Below are 12787 nucleotides of genomic sequence, written 5' to 3' on the forward strand. Positions count from 1 at the left end.
GCTCGTTCCGGGTCCTGCCGGCCCGATCGGACCCGCGTGACACGGAACGAGCCGGTGCAGCGGGAGGCCGGTCGCGGCACCCTGGCCCCGGGCCGACGAGGCGCGGCCCGGCACCCCGGGGAAACGGGTGCCGGGCCGCAGGCGCGGGGTCCTCCTGTCAGCGCTTGAGGTTGACCAGGTCCTGGAGGATCTCGTCGGAGCTGGTGATGACGCGGCTGTTGGCCTGGAAGCCGCGCTGGGCGACGATCAGGCCGGTGAACTCCTCGGCGAGGTCGACGTTGGACATCTCCAGCGCCCCCGCCGTCAGCGAGCCGCGTCCGCCGGCGCCGGCCTCGCCGATGACCGCCTGGCCGGAGTTGTCGCCCACCCGGTAGCTGGTGTTGCCGGCCTTGGACAGGCCGCTGGGGTTGGCGAAGGTGGCCAGCGCCAGCTTGCCGATCGGCTCGCGCAGGCTGTTGGAGTAGACGCCCATGATCGTGCCGTCGTTGCTGAGCGAGATCGACTGCAGCGTGCCCATGGCGTTGCCGTCGACGTCGTCCGGGGTGAGCGAGGTCTTGCCGCCGAACTCGGTCATCCCGCCCAGGTCGATGGCGATGCCGCCGCCGGGCCAGTTGGCCCCGGTCACCGGGACGGTGAACGTGGTGCCGGAGACCGGCAGGCCCGACGACGGGCTGAAGGCCAGCCGCTGGGCGCCGCCGATGGGGGTCCCGCCCTCGCTGGCGGCCACGTCCCACTGGTTGTCGCCGGCCTTGGTGAACGTCAGGGCGATCTGGTGTGCGGTGCCCAGCGAGTCGTAGGCGGTGATCTGCGTCTGCACCGCGGTGGCCGCGACCGGCGGCGTGGCCAGCGGGTCGGCCGCGGTGGACGCCGTCGACAGGTTGCCGACGACGGTGCCCGAGTCGGTGCGCACCGGGGCCATGACCTGGCCGAACGGGATGGTGAGCGGGCCGATCGGGCCGTTGGGGTTGACGGTGCCGTCCTGGGCCGTCCAGCCCTGCAGCTTCGCGCCGTCGGGGGTGACCAGGTTGCCCAGGCCGTCGTAGTCGAAGGACCCGGCGCGGGTGAACAGCGTCTCGTTGCCCGAACTGGTCACGAAGAAGCCGTCGCCGCTGATCATGAAGTCGGTCGCGCGGCCGGTGTTCTGCGTCGAGCCCTGGCCGAAGTTGGTGGTGATGCCGGCGACCTTGACGCCGAGGCCGACCTGCGCGGGGTTGGTGCCACCGGCCTGGTCGGTCGGCGCCGAGCCGTTGCGCATGACCTGGGACAGGGTGTCCTCGAAGACGGTCTGGCTCGACTTGTAGCCCACCGTGTTGACGTTGGCGATGTTGTTGCCGGTGACGTCGAGCTTGGTCTGGTGGGCGCGCAGGCCGGAGATGGCCGAGAACATCGAACGGAGCACGGGGAGGTCCTCTCAGGAGGGGGGAGCGGAGGAGGGGATGGCCCCCTTGCAGGGCCCCGCCGCGAGCGTGCGAGCGGCGGGGGGCAGGGGGTCCTTTCTCAGGCCGGGAGGGAGATCTCGGTGAGCCGGCCGAGGGGCACCTCGGTGCCGGCGACGACGGCGGTGGGCTCGTTGCCGCTGAAGCGGACGGAGGAGACCGACCCGGTCCGGGTGGTGCCGTCCTCGCCGGTCCAGCTCACGGTGTGGCCGACGAGCGCGCCGGCGGATAGGGAGCGCTGCAGGGACAGCAGCGAGGCGTTCTGCGAGGCGATCTCCTCGAGCTTCTCGACCTGGCTGAACGTCGCCGTCTGCGACATGAACTCGGTCGTGCTCGTGGGGTTGCCCGGGTCCTGGTAGCGCATTTGGGCGACCAGCAGCTGCAGGAACGTGTCCTTGCCCATCTGGTCGGACCGGTCCACCGAGGACGTGGCGGTGGCGGTCGCGGCGGCCGCGGCGGCGGCCTGGCTGGCGCCCACCCCGCTCACGGGCCCGGTCATCGCTGCGTCTCCGTCATGGTCGGCTCCTCTCACAGCGGTCTTCAGGTGGCTTGGTGGGTGGAGTAGCCGGCATGGGCGAACCAGCCAGCGGCGTCGGTGGCGGTGACCGCGGCCAGCGCCACGGCGATGGCCGCGTCCAGGGCCGCGCGGGTGCGCGCGCCGGCGGCTTTCACCAGGGCCTTGATCTTGCTGAAAGCCTCCTCCACCGGAGAGAAGTCCGGCGAGTAGGCCGGCAGGAACACCAGCCGGCATCCCGCGGCCTCGACCAGCGCGCGCATCCGCTCAGGCTTGTGCGCGCCGACGTTGTCGACCACCACCACCTGCCCGGGCCGCAGCGCCGGCAGCAGCACCTGCTGCAGATAGGCGGCGAACACCGCCGCGGTCGTGCCGCCCTCCACCGTCATCGCCGGGCTCATGCCCGACAGCGCCAGCCCGGTGATCAACGTGGTCACCGGCCCGCGGTTGCGCGGCACCGCCCCGACCGCCCGGGTGCCCCGCGGAGCGCGGGCCCGGCGGCGGGTCATCGAAATGTGCGTGCCGCACTCATCGACGAACACCAGCCGGGCCGCGTCGGTGGTAGCCACCTCGCGATGCCACCGGGCGCGCGCGGTCTCGTCGCGCTCGGTGGCGCTCAGGCTTTTGACTTCAGCGGCCGGCCCGGCCGCCGCCGCCGTCCGCGCGGCGTCAGCGCCTGATCGGGATCGTCGGCCGGCAGGGCGGCGATCGCCCGCGACATCGTCGCCGCCGACACCACCACGCCCCGCTGGCTGGCGAAGGCGCTGACATGCTCGGCCAGGGTGGCATCGGCCGCCGCGCCCAGCCTATCCGGCAGCCAGGCCTGCAGCTGCTGCCTCTTCTCCGGCACCGGCCCGTGCCGCTGCGCGGTCGGGGCCAGACTGCCGATGTTCCGCCGCCGGGCCAGGTATCGGCCCACGGTGTTCACCGACACCCGGAAGGTCACTGCCGCCTGCTCCTGGGTCATCCCGCCATCGACTGCGGCAACGACCCGCTCACGCAGATCCATCGAGTACGCCCGCATGCCTCAGGCCTACTCCACCAAGCAACCAGCACACCGCTGTCAGACCCGGACGTCGAGGGCGGTCGACGCGGGGTGGGTGGCGACGGGAGCCGGGCGGCTCCCGTCGGGGTCGGCGCCGCGCAGCCACGGGCGGGCCCGGTCGTCTGCCCCGCCCTGGCCCCGGGAGTGGCCGCCGGCCTGCTGCTGGGCGTGCTGCCAGGCCTGTTGCGCCTGGGAGTGCGCCGATCCGGCGGGGTCGCGGTCGACCTGCAGGCGCGAGCAGGTGAGGCCGGCGGACTCCAGGTCGCGGCGCAGGTCGGGCAGGGCGTCGAACAGGGCGGCGCGCCCGTGCTCGGAGGCGCCGCGCAGGGAGAGGTCGACGGTGCCCGCGGTGACGGTCACCCGGACCTCGACCTGGCCCAGCGTCTCGGGCGTGAGCACCAGGGTCATGGTGTGCGTGCCGTCGGGCCCGGAGGCCAGCGTGGCGACGGCGGGCGCGACCTGGCCGGCGACCGGCGGGGCGGGCGCGTCGGCCTGTGCCGGGGCGGCCGGGGCTGCGGCGACCGGTGCCGCGGCGGCCGGTGCCGCGGGGGCCGGTGCGGGGGCCGCCGGCGTCTGCGGGGCGGTGGCCGGGGAGTCGCCGGGGCGGTCCTGCGGGTCGCCGGCGCCCGGCTGCGCGCCCCCGCCGGCGGCCTCGGCCGGGACGGGTGCGGCAGCCGTGCCGACGGGGGACGACGCGGCGCCGGCATCGGGACCGGTGGGCGCCGCGGCGGCTGGGACTGGGTCCGCGGCCGGGACGACGACCAGGCCCTCGGGCAGCCCGGTGGACGGCGCGACCGCCGGGACGGCCGGGGTCGCCGCGGTGGACGCGGTGGTGGACCCGGCGGTGGACGCGGCGGGAGCCGGCGCGGCGGGCGGGAGGTCGGCCGGGACGGCCGGGGCCGGGACGGGACCGCCCGGGTCGCCGGGCAGGGCGGCGCCGGTCGCGGGGACCGCCGGCACGGCCGGGACGGCGGCGGGGACGTCCCCGGCGCGGGCGAGGTCGGCGGCCACTCCCGGGACGGCCGCGCCGCCGGAGACCACGGCGCCGTGCGTGGCCTCCGAGCCCGGGCCGGCGCCGCGCGGGACCGCGGTGCCCAGCGCGAGGGCGAGCGCCCACCCGGCGGGCAGGCCGCCGACCGGGGCCGCGTCCGCGGGCGGGCCGGGGGCGTCGGCGGGGGGATCGGCCGGCGTCGTCCCGTCGTCGGCCGGGGCGTCGTCGTCGGCCGCGGCGCGGCCGGTGCCGGCGTCGGCGGAGGTGCTGTCGGCGACCGCGCTGCCGAGCGCGGAGGCGAAGCCGGCGGCCGAGCCGGGGTCGGCGGGCGCCGGGGCCGCGGCCGGAGCGGGCGCGGGGAGGGCGGCGGTGAGGGCAGCTGTCATGAGTACGCCTCCGCGGCGCTGGTGACCTTCCGGACGTAGGACTGGGTCTCGGCGTAGGGCGGGATGCCGCCGGCGCGGGCGACGGCGCCGGGGCCGGCGTTGTAGGCGGCCAGCGCCAGGTCGGTCGAGCCGAAGCGGTCGGTGAGCTGGCGCAGGTAGCGCGCCGCGCCGTCGATCGACGACGCCGGGTCGGAGGGGTCGACGCCCAGGCCGCGGGCGGTGGCCGGCATGAACTGCATGAGCCCGGTGGCGCCCGCGGAGGAGACGGCGGTGGAGTCGAATCCCGACTCCACCTTCGCCATCGCGGCCAGCAGTGCCGGGTCGACGCCGCGGCGGGCGCCGGCGGCGGCGAACAGGTCGGCGTAGGGGACGCCGGCCAGGCCCGCCCCGCCGGTCGCCGCGGACGAGGCGGCCGACGCCGAGGCGGGCAGCACCCGCCGGATGAGCGTCGGGGTGCCGACGTCCTGCACCTTGACGACGTCGCCCTCCTGCGGGGCGGCGATCATCTTCCCGTCGCCGACGTAGATGCCGACGTGGTCGATGCCCGGCCGCGCGGAGGAGTTGTCGAAGAAGACGAGGTCGCCGGGGCGGGCCTCGCCGAGGCCGGCGACCGGAGTCCCGGCGGTGGCCTGCTGGGAGCTGGTGCGGGGCAGGTCGATGCCGAGGTCGCCGTAGACCCGCTGCACCAGGCCCGAGCAGTCCAGCCCGACCGACGGGTCGGTGCCGCCCCAGGCGTAGGGGACGCCGAGGTAGCGCTGCGCCGCGGCCACCACCTGCCCCTCGAGGCCGCTGCCGGCGGTCGCCGTCGCACCGGTTGCCATCGCGCCGGCCGCCGCCGTGCCCGTGGTGCCGGTGAGCCCGGCGGCGGACGCGGCGCCGGCCCACGCCGCCGACCGGGCGGCCGCGGTCGAGGTCGACGACGCCGAGGCGAAGGTGAGGATCCGGTTCTGGATCTCGGCGATGCGGCTGTGCACCGCGGTCAGCCCCTCCACGGCTCCTCCTCTCCCTCGGGGTCGGTTGCGGCGTGCCGGGCGGTGACCAGGTCGTCGACCGCCCGCTCCTCGGCGGAGGCCTCGGCGGCCCGCAGCGCCAGGAGGTGCCGCTCGCGCAGCTTCTCCAGTGCCTTGGTCTGCTGGGCGGCCGCGGTCCAGCGCGCGCGCATGAGCTCGGCCTGCTCGGCCGAGGCCTGCGCCGTCGCCCGTGCAGCTGTCACATCGGCAGCCGCGGCGCCCGATGCGACCATCGCGGCGAGGAAGACGTGCGCGGGGGCCGAGGCGGGCGGCACCCGGGAGGTCAGGGCGGCGGCCTGCTCCTCGGCGCGGCGCTGCGCCGCGGTGGCCTCGGCGGTGGCCTCGGCGGCGGCCCGCTCGGCGGCCTGCTCGGCGGCCCGGCGGACGCGCAGCACCGGCTCGAGCCGGAACCCGGCCCGCTTGCCCACCTCAGCCCGCCGTCACGAGCCGGTGCAGCATCGACCAGGCGTCCTCGGGGGAGGTGGTGTCCTCCAGCGGCTGGCGCAGGAACGCGTCGAGCGCGGGGGAGAGCAGGCGGGCGCGGTCGACCAGCGGGTCGCTGCCGGGCTGGTAGGCGCCGATCTCGACCAGCTCCTTGACGTCGCGCAGCGCGCCGAGCAGCCGCCGGGCCTCGCGCGCGTCGGCCATGCGCGCGGGGGCGGTCACCGCGCCGGCGACGCGGGAGATCGACTCCAGGACGTCGATGGCGGGGAAGTGGCCGGTGGTGGCCAGCCTGCGGGTGAGCACGACGTGCCCGTCGAGGATCGAGCGGGCGGTGTCGGCGATCGGCTCGTTGTGGTCGTCGCCCTCGACCAGCACGGTGTAGAGGCCGGTGATCGACCCGACCGCGCCCGGCCCGGCCTTCTCCAGCAGCCTGGGCATCATCGCGAAGACACTCGGCGGGTAACCGCGGGTGGCGGGGGGCTCGCCGGCCGAGAGGCCGACCTCGCGCTGGGCCATGGCGGTGCGGGTGATGGAGTCCATGAGCAGCAGCACGTCGCGGCCCTGGTCGCGGAAGCCCTCGGCGATCCGGGTGGCCACGAACGCGGCCTTGAGCCGCACCAGCGGCGGCTCGTCGGAGGTGGCGACGACGACGACCGTGCGCGCCATGCCCTCGGGCCCGAGGTTCTCCTCGAGGAACTCCTTGACCTCGCGGCCGCGCTCGCCGATCAGCCCGATGACCCGGACGTCGGCCTCGGTGCCGCGGGTGATCTGCGCGAGCAGGGTGGACTTGCCGACGCCGGAGCCGGCGAAGATGCCCAGCCGCTGCCCCTTGCCGACCGGGACGAGGGTGTCCAGCGCGCGGACGCCGACCGGCAGCGGGTCCTCGACGCGGCGGCGCGACAGCGCGTGCGGCGTCTCGCTGGCCAGGTCGACCCAGTCGACCCCGGCGCCGAGGGCCGGGCCGCCGTCGACCGGCCGGCCCAGGCCGTCGAGCACCCGGCCGAGCAGCGCCTCGCCGACCGGCACCTGCAGCGGCATGCCGGTGGTGCGGACCGGCGCGCCGGAGTGGACGCCGCCGAGCTCGCCCAGCGGCATGCAGGTCAGCCGGTCGCGGGAGACGGCGACGACCTCGGCCAGCAGGCCGGAGCCGACCTCGACCAGGTCGCCGACGGCGGCGACGACGCCCTCGACGGTGAGGGTCAGGCCCATGGCGCCGACGACGGAGCCGGTGAGCTCCGGGCGCGCGGCGCGGCGGGCGCGGGCGAGGACGGCGGCGGCGCTCACGCCGTGCCCCCGCCCGTCAGCACCGACCGCACCCGGGCCAGCGCCGTCGACAGTTGCGCGTCGACCCGGCGCGGACCGGATTCGGCGACGGCGCCGGCCCGCTCGACGGTCTCGTCGCCGAGGACGGTGACCGCCGGCGGCAGCGCCGCCAGCGACGCGGGGGGGACCTCGGCCAGGTCGTCGGGGTGCAGCCGGACGACCGCCGGCGCGTCGGAGGGCACCAGGGTCAGCGCGCGGCGCAGGGCGTCGACCCCGGCCGTGGTGGACGCCGACAGCTCGCGGCCGAGGAGGTCCTCGACGAGGGTGAGGACCCCGTCGAGGACGGTGTCGCGGACGTCGTCGGCGGTCGGCACCGCGGCGGCCTCCAGCGCGGCGACGGCGGCGCCGAGCGCGGCGGTGGCCGAGGCCATCCGCCGCTCCCAGCGGGCCTGCACGTCGGCCAGGCGCACCTCCGCGGCGGCCTCGGCCTCGGCGACCACCTGCGCAGCGGCCGCGACGCCCTCGGCGTGGCCGGCCGAGAACCCCTCGCGGTGGGCGAAGTCGCGCAGCCGGGCCAGCTCCTCGGCGTAGACGTCGCCGAGCCGCAGGACACCGCGGCCGTTGGGCACGGGGACGTCGGCGGCGCGGCGCGACGCCGTCCGCCGCTCGAGGACGACCTCGGGCGCCGCCGGGACGACCGGCGAGGCGACCGGCGAGGCGACGGGGGCCGGGCGCGGCGGCGCCGGCGGCACCGTCGTTCCCGCGACCGACCGGTACGGGGCCGCCGCGCTGGCCGAGGCCCCGCGCAGCAGCACCGACTCACGCGACGAACTCATCGTCCCCACCGCGCGAGATGGTCAGCACGCCCTGCTCCTCGAGCGTCCGGATGACCGCGACGACTTTGCCCTGGGCCTCCTCGACCGTGCGGGCACGGACCGGGCCCAGCAGCTCGATCTCCTCGGCGAGGTTCTCGGCGGCACGCTCGGAGAGGTTGCGGACGACCTTGTCCCGGACGTCGGGGCGCACGCCCTTGAGCGCGGTGGCCAGGTCGTTGCCCGCGACCTCGCGCAGCACCAGCTGCATGGAGCGGTCGTCGATCGTGACGATGTCCTCGAACACGAACATCTGCGCGCGCACCTGCTCGGCCAGCTCCGGGTCGGAGCTGTCGAGCCACTCGAGGATCGAGCGCTCGGTCGGCCGCGGCGAGCGGTTGATGATCTCCACCAGGGTCTCCACGCCGCCGACGGTCGACATGTCCTGGTGGGCGAGCAGCGAGCCCATGCGGCGGCCCAGCTCCTCCTCGACCAGGCGGACCATCTCCGGCGAGGTGCGGTCCATGGTGGCGATCCGGTGGGCCACCTCGGCCTGCTGCTCGGGGTTGAAGCCCGAGAGCACCTCCGCCGACTGCGCGGCGCTGAGGTGCGCCAGGACCAGCGCGATGACCTGCGGGTGCTCGTCCTTGAGGAAGGTGACCAGCTGGCGGACGTCGGCGTTGCGCAGCGAGGCGAACGGGACCTCGGTGTAGACGACGTTGAGCCGGGCCAGGATGCCCTCGGCCTTGTCCTCGCCCAGGCCCGCGGCCAGGATCTCGCGGGCGAAGTCGACGCCACCGCGGCCGACGTAGCGCTGCGCGCTCATCATCTGGTGGAACTCGGTGAGCACGCCGTCGACGTCCTCGGGCTCCAGCGAGCCGAGCCGCATGATCTCGCGGGTGAGGGCCTCGACCTCGCGGGGCCGCAGCTTGGCCAGCAGGACGCCGGCCTCCTCCTTGGTCATCTGGGCGAGGAAGACCGCGGCCTTGCGCAGGCCCGGCAGCTCGGGGCGCGGGGGAGCCGGCGGCAGCGCGGGGAGGTTGGTCCCGCCCGCACCCACCAGCTGCTCGACCGATGCGAGTGTCACTTCACATCACTGAGCCAACCGCGCAGCATCTGCGCCACCTCGTCCGGACGCTCGCTGACCATGGTCGAGATCTCCCCCCGCACCCGCTGCCGCTCCGCGGCCTCCAGTTCCAGCGCCCGGCTGTCCAGGACGGCGGTGTCGTCCCGCGCGCTGGCCACCCGCAGCCGCTCCAGCTCGGCCATGACGCCCTCGTCCAGCTCGAGCGGGTAGTCCTCGTCCTCCTCCTCCTCGTCCTCGCCGCGGCGGCGCGAGCGCAGCCACACGACGAGCACCAGCAGCACGATGCCGAGGGCGATGCCGCCGGTCTTGATCAGCGACCACATCTGCGCCTGCTGCTCGGCCTCGCGGGCCGCGGCCATCTCGGCGGCCGCCTCGTCGGCGGCGCTGGTGTCGAAGGCCAGCGAGGCGACGCTGATGCCGTCACCGCGCGCCTGGTCCAGGCCGACCGCGTTGCCGACGAGGTCCTGCACCTGGTTCTGGTTGAGGCTGCCGGCCACGGTGTCGTTGAGGACGACGGCGACGGTGAGCCGCTTGACCTCGCCCGGGGCGGAGACGGTGTTGGTGACCGTCTGGTCGACGGCGTTGTTGTCCGTCGCGGACTCGGTCGAGTAGTTGGCCTGACCCGAGCCCGTGCCGCCGTTGGCCGCGTCGGCGGTGTTCTCCGGGCCCAGCACGCCGCCGACGGCGGTGCCGTCGCCGGTGTAGGTCTCCTTCGACGTCTGCGAGTTGATCGGCGGGGTGCCCTGGGTGTAGCCGTAGGTCGTGGCGGTGCTGTCGCGCTGCGACATGTCCAGGTCGGCGCGCACGGAGACCCGCGCGTTGCCCGGGCCGAGGACGGTGTCGAGGATCGACCGCGCGTTGGCGGCCAGCCGGGTCTCGTAGTCGGTCTCCATCTGCGAGCGCGCGTCGCCCGACGCGGCGGTCGCGCCCTGGCCCGCGGCGGCGAGCAGCTGGCCCTGGGAGTCGGAGACGGTGACCTGCTCGGGGTCCATCCCCTCGATGCTCGAGGACACCAGGTTGGTGATCGACTGGACCTGCTCGCCGGAGAGCTCGGTGCCCGGCGCCAGGTCGAGCAGCACCGAGGCGGTGGGGTCGCTCTCGTCGGTGGCGAAGACCTCGTCCTTGGGGAGGACGACGTGCACGACGGCGGTCTGCACGCCGTCGATCGCCTCGAGGGTGTTGGCCAGCTCGCCCTCGACGGCGCGCTGGTACTGCACCTGCTGCTGGAACTCGCTGGTGGTGATGGCCTACTCGTCGAGCAGGGCGTAGCCGGTGTCGGAGCCGGCCGGCAGGCCCTTGCCGCTCATCTGCAGGCGCAGGTCGTAGACCTGGTCGTTGGCGACCATGATCGTGGCGCCGCCGTCGGCCAGCTCGTAGGCGACGCCGCCGGCGTTGAGCTCGTCGACGATCGCCGAGGCGTCGGTCGAGGCCAGGTTGGAGAACAGCGGCGCCATCGTCGGCGTGGTGATCCAGCTGTAGAAGGAGAAGCCGCCCAGGCCCAGCGCGGCGACGAGCAGGCCGATGACGACCTTCTGGCCGAGGCTGATCGTGGCCAGGGCGGAGCGCAGCTTCCCCAGCGGCCCGGCGAGTGCGGCGGGCATCAGATGGGCATCCTCATGATCTCGGTGAAGGCCTCAACGGCCTTGTTCTTGAGGGTCACGACCATCTCGGTCGACAGGGAGGCCTCCTGCGCCGCGATCATGTAGTCGTGCACGTCCTTGAGGTCGCCGGTGGCGGCCGCGGTGGCCAGGCCGTCCGACGTCGACTGCAGGCCCTGCAGCTGGTCGACCGCGCCGGCCAGGGTGGCGGCGAAGCCGTTGTCCGACGCGCTCCCCACGGGGGCCGCGGCGCTGCTGCCGGCGACGTCGGCCACGCCGGCCATCGCACCGATGCCGTCGATGCCGCCGACGGTGGGGAAGCTGGGCAGCGAGACGCCGCCGATGGGAGAGGTCACGGTCAGCCCTTCCCGAGCTGGAGGGCGGCCTGGTAGGCGTTGGTCGCCCGCTCCATGGACGCCAGGTTCGCCTGGTAGCCGCGCTGGGCCATCATCAGCTGGGTCATCTGGTCACCCAGGTCGATGTCGGGGTAGCGCACGTAGCCCTCGTCGTCGGCCAGCGGGTGGTCGGGCTCGTAGACCAGCCGGCCCTCGCCGCTGCCGAACTCGGCGCCGGCGATGCGCACGCCGCCCTCGCCGGAGCCGTAGTCGACGGCCTGCGCGACGACCATGCGCTCCTTGAACGCCTCGCCGTCGGTCGAGCTGACCGTGTTGATGTTGGCGATGTTGTCCGAGACGGCGTCCATCCAGCGGCGGTGCACCGAGAGGCCGGACCCGGAGATGTCGAGGCTGTCGAACACGTCACGCCGTCCGCAGGGCCGAGCGCAGGAGGCCGTACTTGCCGTCGAGCGCGTTGAGGGCGAGCTGGTAGCGCAGGCCGGTCTCGGTGGCGATGACCGTCTCGCTGTCGAGGTTCACGTTGTTGCCGTCCTCCCGGGTGGGCTCCAGCGAACGGGCGATCGAGCCGCCGGAGACCGTCGGCGTCCTGCCCTGGCGCAGCTCGGTGCGCAGCGAGGACTCGAAGCCGGTGCGGCCGGCCAGGAAGCCCGGGGTCTGGACGTTGGCGATGTTGTCCGCGGTGACGCGGCTGCGCTGCGCCAGCCCGCTGAGGGCCGCGTGCAGGGTCGTGGTGGTGACGTCGCCGATCATCGGGCGGACCGCCGGTGGGCAGGACGGCAGGACACGACTGGCCTCCGGGTACGTCGGGACACCCGCGCGAGCGCGGGGCGGGCCGCCGATCCGTGGCGAGAGTGGTGCTGTCCGTGCAGGGGTCTTCTCGGCAGCCGCCCGGGGCCGCTTGACCGCCGTCCGCCACACGGGTGACTGCTGGGACCGCCGACGCGGACGAGTTCCCCGGTGCCCCTGTGACTCCCGGGACCCACCTCCTGTGCCCGGCGAACGGGGCCCGGGAACGACGACGGCCGGGCCGCCACGTCGTGTGGCGGCCCGGCCCGGAGGGTCGGGGGCGTGCGGGTTACAGGGCGCGGTCGACGAAGGCGGCGACCGGGCGGGGGCGGTAGGCCATGCGGGCGGCCAGGTCGCGCTGGCGCTGCGACTGGGTGATCCGCTCGACGAGCTCCTCGGCGACGGCGAGCTGGTGCTGCAGCAGCCGGGCGGCGCGCTCGCGCAGGTCCATCGGCAGCGGGCCGAGGGAGCTGGGCGGCACCCAGTCCTCCATGCGCCGGCCCCAGGCGGCGATCTCCTCGGCGCGGTTGCCGCGGATGGAGCGCTCCGCGTCGATGACCTCGCCCTCCATCTCCTCGAGGACGACGGTCCACTCCGCGCGGCGGTCGACCTCGGAGGAGCGCGGGGAGGTCATGCGGTGCTCGCGACGGCGCCGGCCGAGAGGCTGGCGGCGGCCTGGCGCCACGCGTCACGCAGCGGCTCGACGACCTGCAGGCAGGAGGCGACCCGGCCGGCGTCGTGCTTGACCATCGCCTGGTTGAGCTCGGCGACCAGCCAGTTGTAGAGCGCGGCCAGGCGCGGCCCACCCTCCCAGGCGTCCACCTGCAGGCTGCTGAGCAGCTCGAAGACGATCTCCTGCGCGTGGCGCAGCTGACCGCCCGCGTCGTCGCGCCGGCCGTCGCGCAGCGCCAGCTGGGCGCGCTCGAGGTCGAGGGTCAGCCGGTCGTAGAGCATGACCAGCACCTGCTGGGGCGAGGCGGTGCTGATGGCGTCACCGAGGTAACGGGTGCGGAGGGAAACGGCACTCATCGGGGCGGCTCCTCGATCGGGGGAGGCGGG

At 75.3% G+C, this 12787-nt stretch carries 15 protein-coding genes and 1 pseudogene; all 16 read right to left on the minus strand.

Features of this window, described 5'->3' with window-relative positions; translation table 11 throughout:
* Nucleotides 1-157: 157 nt before the first annotated feature.
* The 16 genes and pseudogenes from ACU616_RS12465 to fliS all read right to left on the minus strand — a co-directional run bounded on the left by ACU616_RS12465 (nucleotide 158) and on the right by fliS (nucleotide 12757).
* Nucleotides 158-1399, minus strand: coding sequence for a flagellar hook protein FlgE (locus ACU616_RS12465; RefSeq protein ID WP_446758779.1), 1242 nt, complete (start codon nucleotides 1397-1399; stop codon nucleotides 158-160).
* A 98-nt stretch (nucleotides 1400-1497) separates the two neighbouring features.
* On the minus strand, nucleotides 1498-1935 hold the full coding sequence (locus ACU616_RS12470; protein ID WP_446758780.1) for a flagellar hook capping FlgD N-terminal domain-containing protein: 438 nt from the start codon (nucleotides 1933-1935) through the stop codon (nucleotides 1498-1500).
* 41 nt (nucleotides 1936-1976) lie between these two features.
* Nucleotides 1977-2570, minus strand: a complete 594-nt coding sequence (locus ACU616_RS12475) for an IS630 family transposase (RefSeq protein ID WP_446761457.1) — start codon at nucleotides 2568-2570, stop codon at nucleotides 1977-1979.
* The gene (locus ACU616_RS12480) at nucleotides 2567-2974 is read right to left on the minus strand and encodes an IS630 transposase-related protein (RefSeq protein WP_446757795.1); all 408 of its coding nucleotides are present in this window, start codon (nucleotides 2972-2974) and stop codon (nucleotides 2567-2569) included. The genes ACU616_RS12475 and ACU616_RS12480 overlap by 4 nt, the downstream gene beginning before the upstream one ends.
* A gap of 39 nt (nucleotides 2975-3013) precedes the next feature.
* Nucleotides 3014-4372: a flagellar hook-length control protein FliK gene (locus ACU616_RS12485; RefSeq protein ID WP_446758781.1), complete on the minus strand. Its 1359-nt coding sequence runs from the start codon at nucleotides 4370-4372 to the stop codon at nucleotides 3014-3016.
* Entirely contained in the window at nucleotides 4369-5364 is a 996-nt protein-coding gene (locus tag ACU616_RS12490; protein ID WP_446758782.1) for a transglycosylase SLT domain-containing protein, read from the minus strand. The genes ACU616_RS12485 and ACU616_RS12490 overlap by 4 nt, the downstream gene beginning before the upstream one ends.
* Nucleotides 5352-5810 carry a flagellar FliJ family protein gene (locus ACU616_RS12495; protein WP_446758783.1) on the minus strand — a complete coding sequence of 153 codons (459 nt, stop codon included), beginning with the start codon at nucleotides 5808-5810 and terminating at the stop codon, nucleotides 5352-5354. The genes ACU616_RS12490 and ACU616_RS12495 overlap by 13 nt, the downstream gene beginning before the upstream one ends.
* 1 nt (nucleotide 5811) lies before the next feature.
* Nucleotides 5812-7110: a FliI/YscN family ATPase gene (locus tag ACU616_RS12500; RefSeq protein ID WP_446758784.1), complete on the minus strand. Its 1299-nt coding sequence runs from the start codon at nucleotides 7108-7110 to the stop codon at nucleotides 5812-5814.
* The gene (locus tag ACU616_RS12505; RefSeq protein WP_446758785.1) at nucleotides 7107-7925 is read right to left on the minus strand and encodes a FliH/SctL family protein; all 819 of its coding nucleotides are present in this window, start codon (nucleotides 7923-7925) and stop codon (nucleotides 7107-7109) included. Before ACU616_RS12505 ends, ACU616_RS12500 begins: the two co-directional genes overlap by 4 nt.
* Nucleotides 7909-8988 carry a flagellar motor switch protein FliG gene (fliG, locus tag ACU616_RS12510; protein WP_446758786.1) on the minus strand — a complete coding sequence of 360 codons (1080 nt, stop codon included), beginning with the start codon at nucleotides 8986-8988 and terminating at the stop codon, nucleotides 7909-7911. Before fliG ends, ACU616_RS12505 begins: the two co-directional genes overlap by 17 nt.
* Nucleotides 8985-10589 (minus strand): annotated as a pseudogene (gene fliF, locus ACU616_RS12515) (flagellar basal-body MS-ring/collar protein FliF). The gene fliG and the pseudogene fliF overlap by 4 nt, the downstream one beginning before the upstream one ends.
* The gene (fliE, locus tag ACU616_RS12520) at nucleotides 10589-10942 is read right to left on the minus strand and encodes a flagellar hook-basal body complex protein FliE (RefSeq protein ID WP_446758787.1); all 354 of its coding nucleotides are present in this window, start codon (nucleotides 10940-10942) and stop codon (nucleotides 10589-10591) included. The pseudogene fliF and the gene fliE overlap by 1 nt, the downstream one beginning before the upstream one ends.
* A 2-nt stretch (nucleotides 10943-10944) precedes the next feature.
* A complete protein-coding gene (gene flgC, locus ACU616_RS12525; protein WP_446758788.1) occupies nucleotides 10945-11343 on the minus strand; it encodes a flagellar basal body rod protein FlgC in 399 nt (132 codons plus the stop codon).
* 1 nt (nucleotide 11344) lies between these two features.
* Nucleotides 11345-11692: a flagellar basal body rod protein FlgB gene (flgB, locus tag ACU616_RS12530; protein ID WP_446758789.1), complete on the minus strand. Its 348-nt coding sequence runs from the start codon at nucleotides 11690-11692 to the stop codon at nucleotides 11345-11347.
* Between the two features lie 325 nt (nucleotides 11693-12017).
* The gene (locus tag ACU616_RS12535) at nucleotides 12018-12362 is read right to left on the minus strand and encodes a hypothetical protein (RefSeq protein WP_446758790.1); all 345 of its coding nucleotides are present in this window, start codon (nucleotides 12360-12362) and stop codon (nucleotides 12018-12020) included.
* Nucleotides 12359-12757: a flagellar export chaperone FliS gene (gene fliS / locus ACU616_RS12540; protein WP_446758791.1), complete on the minus strand. Its 399-nt coding sequence runs from the start codon at nucleotides 12755-12757 to the stop codon at nucleotides 12359-12361. The genes ACU616_RS12535 and fliS overlap by 4 nt, the downstream gene beginning before the upstream one ends.
* Nucleotides 12758-12787: the final 30 nt, after the last annotated feature.

It is taken from the genome of Geodermatophilus sp. URMC 62, assembly GCF_052931475.1.

Bases quoted from the DNA above. Each gene is read 5' to 3' on its own strand.
- ACU616_RS12480 (WP_446757795.1), bottom strand. From the start codon at position 2,974: ATGCGGGCGTACTCGATGGATCTGCGTGAGCGGGTCGTTGCCGCAGTC.
- ACU616_RS12470 (WP_446758780.1), bottom strand. From the start codon at position 1,935: ATGACCGGGCCCGTGAGCGGGGTGGGCGCCAGCCAGGCCGCCGCCGCG.
- flgB (WP_446758789.1), bottom strand. From the start codon at position 11,692: ATGATCGGCGACGTCACCACCACGACCCTGCACGCGGCCCTCAGCGGG.
- ACU616_RS12485 (WP_446758781.1), bottom strand. From the start codon at position 4,372: ATGACAGCTGCCCTCACCGCCGCCCTCCCCGCGCCCGCTCCGGCCGCG.
- fliS (WP_446758791.1), bottom strand. From the start codon at position 12,757: ATGAGTGCCGTTTCCCTCCGCACCCGTTACCTCGGTGACGCCATCAGC.
- ACU616_RS12535 (WP_446758790.1), bottom strand. From the start codon at position 12,362: ATGACCTCCCCGCGCTCCTCCGAGGTCGACCGCCGCGCGGAGTGGACC.
- ACU616_RS12505 (WP_446758785.1), bottom strand. From the start codon at position 7,925: ATGAGTTCGTCGCGTGAGTCGGTGCTGCTGCGCGGGGCCTCGGCCAGC.